This window comes from Pelomonas dachongensis, assembly GCF_043555865.1.
GTDB lineage: Bacteria > Pseudomonadota > Gammaproteobacteria > Burkholderiales > Burkholderiaceae_C > Pelomonas > Pelomonas dachongensis.
In genome coordinates this window covers 815,453-822,425 of record NZ_JBIGHY010000001.1, presented here as the reverse complement: position 1 = coordinate 822,425, position 6,973 = coordinate 815,453, and the positions used below count along the sequence as shown (strand labels likewise).

At 71.1% G+C, this 6,973-nt stretch carries 2 protein-coding genes; both read right to left on the bottom strand.

Annotation, left to right across the window (positions count from 1 at the left end):
• The coding region (locus ACG02S_RS03975; protein WP_394469129.1) for a two-partner secretion domain-containing protein at nucleotides 1-5,127 on the bottom strand (5,127 nt) is incomplete at its 3' end.
• A 7-nt stretch (nucleotides 5,128-5,134) separates the two neighbouring features.
• A complete protein-coding gene (locus ACG02S_RS03970; RefSeq protein ID WP_394469128.1) occupies nucleotides 5,135-6,862 on the bottom strand; it encodes a ShlB/FhaC/HecB family hemolysin secretion/activation protein in 1,728 nt (575 codons plus the stop codon).
• Nucleotides 6,863-6,973: the final 111 nt, after the last annotated feature.

The following is a 6,973-nucleotide window of genomic DNA, read 5'->3' as shown; positions in this document are numbered from 1 at the left end:
CCCACCGCTCCAGCTGTTGGCGCTGTTCATCAGCGTGATGGCGCCGATGCCGGCGTTGAGGCTGGTGGTGCCGCTGACGTCCAGCGCGCCGGCTTGTGTGATCGCACCGTTGCCGCTGATGGCGACGAGGCTGCCGTCAACCGTGCCTTGGCCGAGGTTCATTGCGCCGTTGGAGGTGGCGGTCAGCGCCGCCGTGTCCAGCGTGCCCAGCGTCAGCGCGCTGTTGCTGCGCACCTGCGTAGCGCCTGCGCTCAGGCCCACCGTGCCGCCCAGTTGGTTGCTGGCGTGGCTGAGGGTAACGGCGTTGCTGCCAGCATTGACGGTCAGCGCACCGGTGACGTTGAAGGCTGCCGTCTGGCTGATCGCGCCGCCGCTGGTCAGTGCCAGCGAATTGACGGTGCTGCTGCCCAGCACGAGGGCGCCAGCGCTGCGCAGCTGCGTCGTGCCGCCGGTCAAGCCGACCGCACCGGTCCAGCTGTTGGCGCTGTTCATCAGCGTGACGGCGCCGATGCCGGCGTTGAGGCTGGTGGTGCCGCTGACGTCCAGCGCGCCGGCTTGTGTGATCGCACCGTTGCCGCTGATGGCGACGAGGTTGCCGGCAATCGTGCCTTGGCCGAGGTTGAGCGCGCCGTTAGACGTGGCGGTCAGCGCTGCGGTGTCCAGCGCGCCCAGCGTCAGCGCGCTGTTGCTGCGGATTTGCGTTGCACCTGCGGTCAGGCCCACCGTGCCGCCGAGTTGGTTGCTGGCGTGGCTGAGGGTGACGGCGTTGCTGCCGGCGTTGACGGTCAGTGCACCGGTGACGTTGATAGCCGCGTTCTGGCTGATCGCACCGCCGCTGGTCAGTGCCAGCGAGCTGACGGTGCTGCTGCCCAGCGCCAAGGCGCCAGCGCTGCGCAGCTGTGTCGCGCCGCCGGTGATGGCGACGGTGCCACCCAGCTGGTTGTGCGACGTGCTGAGATCCACGGCCTGGCTGCCGGCATCGATGCTCAAGGCACCGACGACGGCCAGCATGGCGTTCTGGCTGATCGCCCCCGAGCTCGTCACATCCAGCGAGGCCACGTTGCTGCTGCCGAGCACGAGCGCGCCGCCGCTGCGCAGCAGCGTCGCGCCGCCGGTCAGCCCCACCTCGCCGGTGAAGCTGTTGCCGGCTTGGTCCAGCGTGATGGCCGAAGCGCCCGCCGACACGGTGGTGGCGCCGCCGGCGGTGATGCTGCCCGCCGTCTGCGTCACGCCGCCACTGGTCGTGCTCAGGTCCAGCGTGCCGCTGGTGGTGATGGCATGGCCCACGCTGAGCCCCGTGCCGGCGGCGAGACTGACGTTGCGTCCATTCAGTGACCCACCCGTTGCCAGGCTGCCGCCCAGGCTGCTCAGGCTGAGATCGGCGCCGCCCGTGTCCAGCGCAAACGCGCCGAGGATGAGATCGTTGCCTGCGATCAGCGTCAGCGACCGGTTCGCCACCTGCGAGCGGCCCGTGACGTTCAGGTCGCCCGCCGCGCGCACGCTGAGGGCGCCACCCGTCAGGCTGATGCCGTTCCATTGGTTGGCCGCGTCGGCCAGCGTGATGTCGCCGGTGCCCGCGTTGATCGTCGCCGCGCCGCCGACGGTCAACACACCGGTCTGCGTGATGTTGGCATCGCCGGTGGTGACGGCCAGCGTGCCGGTCGCGCCGACGGTGCCCAGCGTCAGCGCATGGCCGCTGCCATTGCTCAGCGACACCGCCGCGCCGCTCAGGCTGACAGCGCCCTGCAGGTGATTGCCAGCGTTGGTCAGCGTGATGTCGGTGCCGGCGGTGAGGCTGGAGGTCCCGGTGACGCTGAGGGCTCCCGATGCCTGCGTGATGGTCGTGCCGCCCACCGCCGTCAGCGTGCCGCCGACGCTGCCGTGGCCCAGTGTCAGCGCGCCCGCACCGGACGTGGTGGCGGACAGGTTGCCCGTGGTGTTGATGCTGCCCAGCGCAAGCGCCTGGCCGGCACCGCTGGTGATCTGCGCCTCGGCGCCGGTCAGATCCACCGCGCCGGTCAGCGCATTGGCCTGCGTCAGCGTGATGGCGCCCGCACCGGCGTGGATCGCCGCGCCGCCGGCGCTGACGGTCAGTGCGCCGGTCTGCGTGATGGCCTGGTCCGTCGTGGTGGCGGTCAGCTTGCCGCCGACGGTGCCGCTGCCCAGGTCCAGCGCGCCGGTGGTCGCGATGGCGGTCAGCGCGCCGCTGGTGTTCAGCGTGCCCAGCGTGAGCGCGGTGGCGGTGATCTGCGTCACGCCACCGGTCAGGTCCACTGCGCCGGTCAGTGCGTTGGCCTCGGTCAGCGTGATGGCGCCGCTGCCTGCACTAATGGCCGCACCGCCACTGCTGACGGTCAGCACACCGGTCTGCGTGATGGCCTGGTTGGTGGTGGTGGCGGTCAGTTTGCCGCCAACGGTGCCGCCGCCCAGGTCCAGCGCGCCCGTCGTCGCGATGGCGGTCAATGCGCCGCTGGTGTTCAGCGTGCCCAGCGTCAGCGCCGTGCCGGTGATCTGCGTCACGCCGCCGGTCAGGTCCACCGTGCCGGTCAGCGCATTCGCCTCGGTCAGCGTGATGGCGCCGGTGCCGGCGTTGATCGCCGCGCCTCCGGCGCTGACGGTCAGTGCGCCGGTCTGCGTGACGGCCTGGTCCGTCGTGGTGGCAGTCAGCCTGCCGCCGACGGTGCCGCTGCCCAGGTTCAGCGCGCCGGTGGTCGCGATGGCTGTCAACGCGCCGCTGGTGTTCAGCGTGCCCAACGTCAGCGCGGTGCCGGTGATCTGCGTCACGCCACCGGTGAGGTCCACGAGGCCGGTCAGCGCGTTGGCCTGGGTCAGCGTGATGTCGCCGGTGCCCGCATTGATGGCCGCACCGCCACTGCTGACCGTCAGCACACCGGTTTGCGTGATGGCCTGGTTTGTCGTGGTGGCGGTGAGCTTGCCGCCCACCGTGCCGCTGCCCAGGCCCAGCGCGCCGGTGGTCGCAATGGCGGTCAGCGCGCCGCTGGTGTTCAGCGTGCCCAGCGTCAGCGCCGTGCCGGTGACCTGCGTCACGGCGCCAGTCAGGTCCACCGTGCCGGTCAGCGCATTGGCCTGGGTCAGCGTGATGGCGCCGGCACCGGCGTTGATGGCGGCGCCGCCACTGCTGACGGTCAACGCCGCCGTCTGCGTGATGGCGCCGCCAGCGCTGGTGGCCGTGAGCTTGCCGCCCACGGTGCCGCCGCCCAGGTCCAGCGCGTCGCCGGCCGTGATCGCGGTCAGCGCGCCGCTGGTGTTCAGGCTGCCAAGCCTCAGCGCGTGGCCGGCGCCATTGGTGATCTGCGTGATGCCGCCGGTGAGGCCGACGGTGCCGACGAAGTTGTTGGCCGCGTCGGTCAGCGTGATGGCGGCGCTGCCGGCGTTGAGCTGGCTGGCGCCGGTGACCGTCAGGCCGTTCGCAGCCTGCGTGATCGGGCCCGCGGCCGTCACTTGCAGTGCGCCCCCCACGCTGCCGGTCGGTAGCACCACGGCGCCGCCGCCGCTGTTGATGGTCAGCGAGCCGCTGGTCTGGATGCTGGTGGCACTGACACCGCCGCCCGCCACCAGGCTGACGGCCGCACCGGTGCCGGTCAGGTTGATGGACCCGTTGCTGGTGAAATTGATGGCGCCCACGGCATTGAGCGTGAGCGTGCCACCGGCGCTGCCCTGCAGTGCGGCGTTGACGACGATGTTGCCCTGCTCGGCCGCCGTGCCTACACCCGCGCGTGTTTGCACCGTCACGCCGGTGCCGGCTGCCAGCGCGCTGTTGAGCGTCGCGACATTCAGGATCGCGCCGTTGGCCGTGGGTTCGAAGGGCGAGGCACCCGTCGAATTGCTGCCCGCGACGCTGGAGATGGTCAGGTTGGCCGGGTCCAGCAGCCACTGCCCGGCGCGACCGGCAACTGCACTGACGTCCACGCCGCCGGTGGGTATGTTCAGGTACTGCTTGCCCGAAGTCTCGACATAGCCGCCGTTGCCCCCCAGGCGCCCGCCACGCGCCGAGATGTGCCCGAACACGTCGGTGCGCACGTCAGCCCAGAGGGACACCTGCCCGCCGTCGCCCTGGTCGACGCCGTCGGCACGCAGGCGCGCACCGTTGCTGAGCCAGGTGCGCTCGGCGTTGCGTTCGGTGCCCTGGCCCTCGAAGCCGCCACCAACCTGGATGACGCCACCGCCCCGCAGGCCCGATGCGTCGACGACGGCCGCGTCCAGCAGCGCGACGCGCTGGCCCAGCACGGTGATGTGGCCGCCGGTCTCGCCGGTGGCGTCCAGTTGACCGTTGACCCGCGTGTCGCCCGCCGTGCCGCCGTCGATGACGATGCGACCGCCCTGCTGGCGCAGGCCGCGCGCCTGCACCACGCCGTCCATGTTCAGTACCTGGCCGGCCGCCCCGCCACGCGCCTGCGCACGCAGTTCGGCGCTACCGCCGTCAGCGCTTGCGCTGCCGCTGAATTTCAGTGCGGTGTCCAGGTCGGCGTCGTTGCGCAGGTTGAACAGCACCAGGCCGTCGCCTTCCACGTCCACCGTGACGGCACCTGCCGCTGCCAGGCCGATGCGGCGCGCGTGGATGCTGCCCCCAACCTCCAGTTGCGGCGCCAGCAGCGCCACGGTACCGCCCGGTGCAGCGATGCTGCCGTCGGCCTGCAGGCCGCCCGCGCCGGGGCCGGCGGTGAAGCGGTAGTTGCCCGCCAGGAATGCGCTGTCCGACAGGTCCAGCGTGGAAGCCACCATGCCGCCCACGTCCACCTGCGAGCCGCGTCCGAAAACGATGCCGCGCGGGTTGATCAGGAAGACCTGGCCGTTGGACTGCATACGTCCCAGGATCAGCGACGGGTCGCCCCCCACCACGCGGTTCAGCAGCACCGAACCGACACCAGGCTGCTGGATGCGCAGGCTCTCGTTGGCGCCGATGGAGAACCCCTGCCAGTTGACGATGGCCTTGTCGCTGCCCTGCACGACCAGGCCCTGGCCGGGCTGCAGCGTGGTCACGGTGACCTGGCCTTGCACGACATGCGCGCCAGTGGGCAGCGCAAGCGCGGGGTGCGCGGGATAGGCGATGGCCAGGCACAGGGCCAGGCCCAGCGGTGTCAGGCGGGGGCGGAAACGTGTGCGCATGCGACCTTCAGAAACTCCAGGAGCCCTGTGCGTAGGCGCGCAGCTTGCTCGCCTGGGTTTCGCCGCTGCCGCGGCCTTCGGTGGGGGTGGCTACGCTCACGCGCAGCGAATGGCTGCCGGCGCGCGCCCACACCAGAGACAGACCCACGCCGCCCAACCGGGCGTGGTTGACGTAGTCGGGATCGCGCTGCACCCGATCGGGATCGTGGCGCAGCTGCACGAAAGCGGCGTCGTAGAAGGCGGCCAGCACCAGCTCGCTGGACCATTTGCCGAACAGGCTGGACGGCGGCAGCCAGCGCAGCTCCAAGCTCGCGACGGCGCCGCTGTCGCCGGTGCCGTCACCCGGGCCCAGCGCGCGCACGCCGTTGGGCCCGCCGGCGCGGAACTGCTCGGTGGAGTCGAGGTTGGACAACGCCCACTGGCCGCGCACGTTCAGGTAGGCCAGCAGGCGTCCGCTGACAACGTTCTGCAGCCGCGATGCCGAGACGCCGAGCTTACGGAAGGTGGGTGCGTCATCGCTGCCACTGGGCATGCCGGCCGGAAACTTCAGCCGGCCTTGCGTCAGCTGCAGCTCGAAGGTGTTGACACTGCCGCTCAGCAGGCTGTCGCGGAAGTCACCGCTGAGCCCGAGATTGGCATCGTCCACCTGCTTTCGCGTGGCCAACGCCGCGATCTTGTCGACATAGCGCTTGGCATTCACGGCGCCGAGCACGAACAGGTTCAGGTTGCGCGACCGCACCCACGGGTGCAGGCCGAACACGTTGAACGTGGTGCCGGTGCCGTGCAGGTCCAGCGGAAACTCGTCCTGGTCGAGCTGATAGCGCACCGCCGACAGCGACACGCCAGCCTTGAAGCCGTCCGCACCGATGGGGCTGGCATAGCTGACGAGACCGAACATCAGGCCACGCGTGGTGGAGCTGAGCACCGAGGCGGACAGGCCGTCACCGCGCCCCAGCGGGCTGGCCATCACGACCTGCGCGCCCAGCCGTGGCGTGCCGATGACGCGGGCTCCGTTGAAGTCGGCGTCCACGCTGCCGCTGTAGCGGGCCTCGGCCCTGGGCGTGAACACGAGGATGGCCGTGCCCGGCCTGGAGCCCGCCTTGACTTCGGCGCGCGTGACGATGCCGCGCAGGTCGTTGATCAGGAAGACCGTGCGCTCGACCGCCTCGACGGTCAGCACGTCGCCGGGTTGCAGCGCCTGCAGGTAGGCGTCCACCACCTCGCGCTTCACAGGCAGGCCCTCGCTCCAATTCAGCACCACGCGGTCCAACCGGCCCTCCAGCACGGCGATGCGTACGGTCTGCCCGTCGAACACCTGCTCGGGGATGTAGGCGTAACCCAGGTAGTAACCCAGGTCCCGCTGCAGGAAGCGCGTGACCTCGTTGGCCGCGTTGACCAGATCCTCGAAGCCACGCCCCGTGCCGACGAAGGAGGCCGTCAGCCGCGGCAGCGCCTCGCGCAACGCGGCGGGTGCGTCGCTGGCGACAACGTAGGCGGCCACGTCGATCTTCAGCTCGTCGTCGGGCTTGCCCAGCTCGCGCGGCGGTCCTGGGCGGTCCGGTAGCGCGTCGGCCTCGCGGCGCGGCTCAGCGGGCTTGGCCAGTTCAGACGGCGTGGGGACGACGGTGGGCGTCTGCGCCCCGGCGGGTAACAGAACCGCCCACAGCGCCGCCAGCATCCAGTGGCGGAACGAGGCTGGTCGGGTCTGACGGTGCGGGCGGGCGACGGGCAACATGGGTCCAAGGCGGGTGGGCGGCGCGGCGGAGTACCGCGCCGCCTGGCCTGCGCCGACGTCTTGGCCTGACCTCGACCTGGCGGTCGCCCCGCGGGTGAGTGGCAAGGCCGG

Bases quoted from the DNA above. Each gene is read 5' to 3' on its own strand.
- ACG02S_RS03970 (WP_394469128.1), bottom strand. From the start codon at position 6,862: ATGTTGCCCGTCGCCCGCCCGCACCGTCAGACCCGACCAGCCTCGTTC.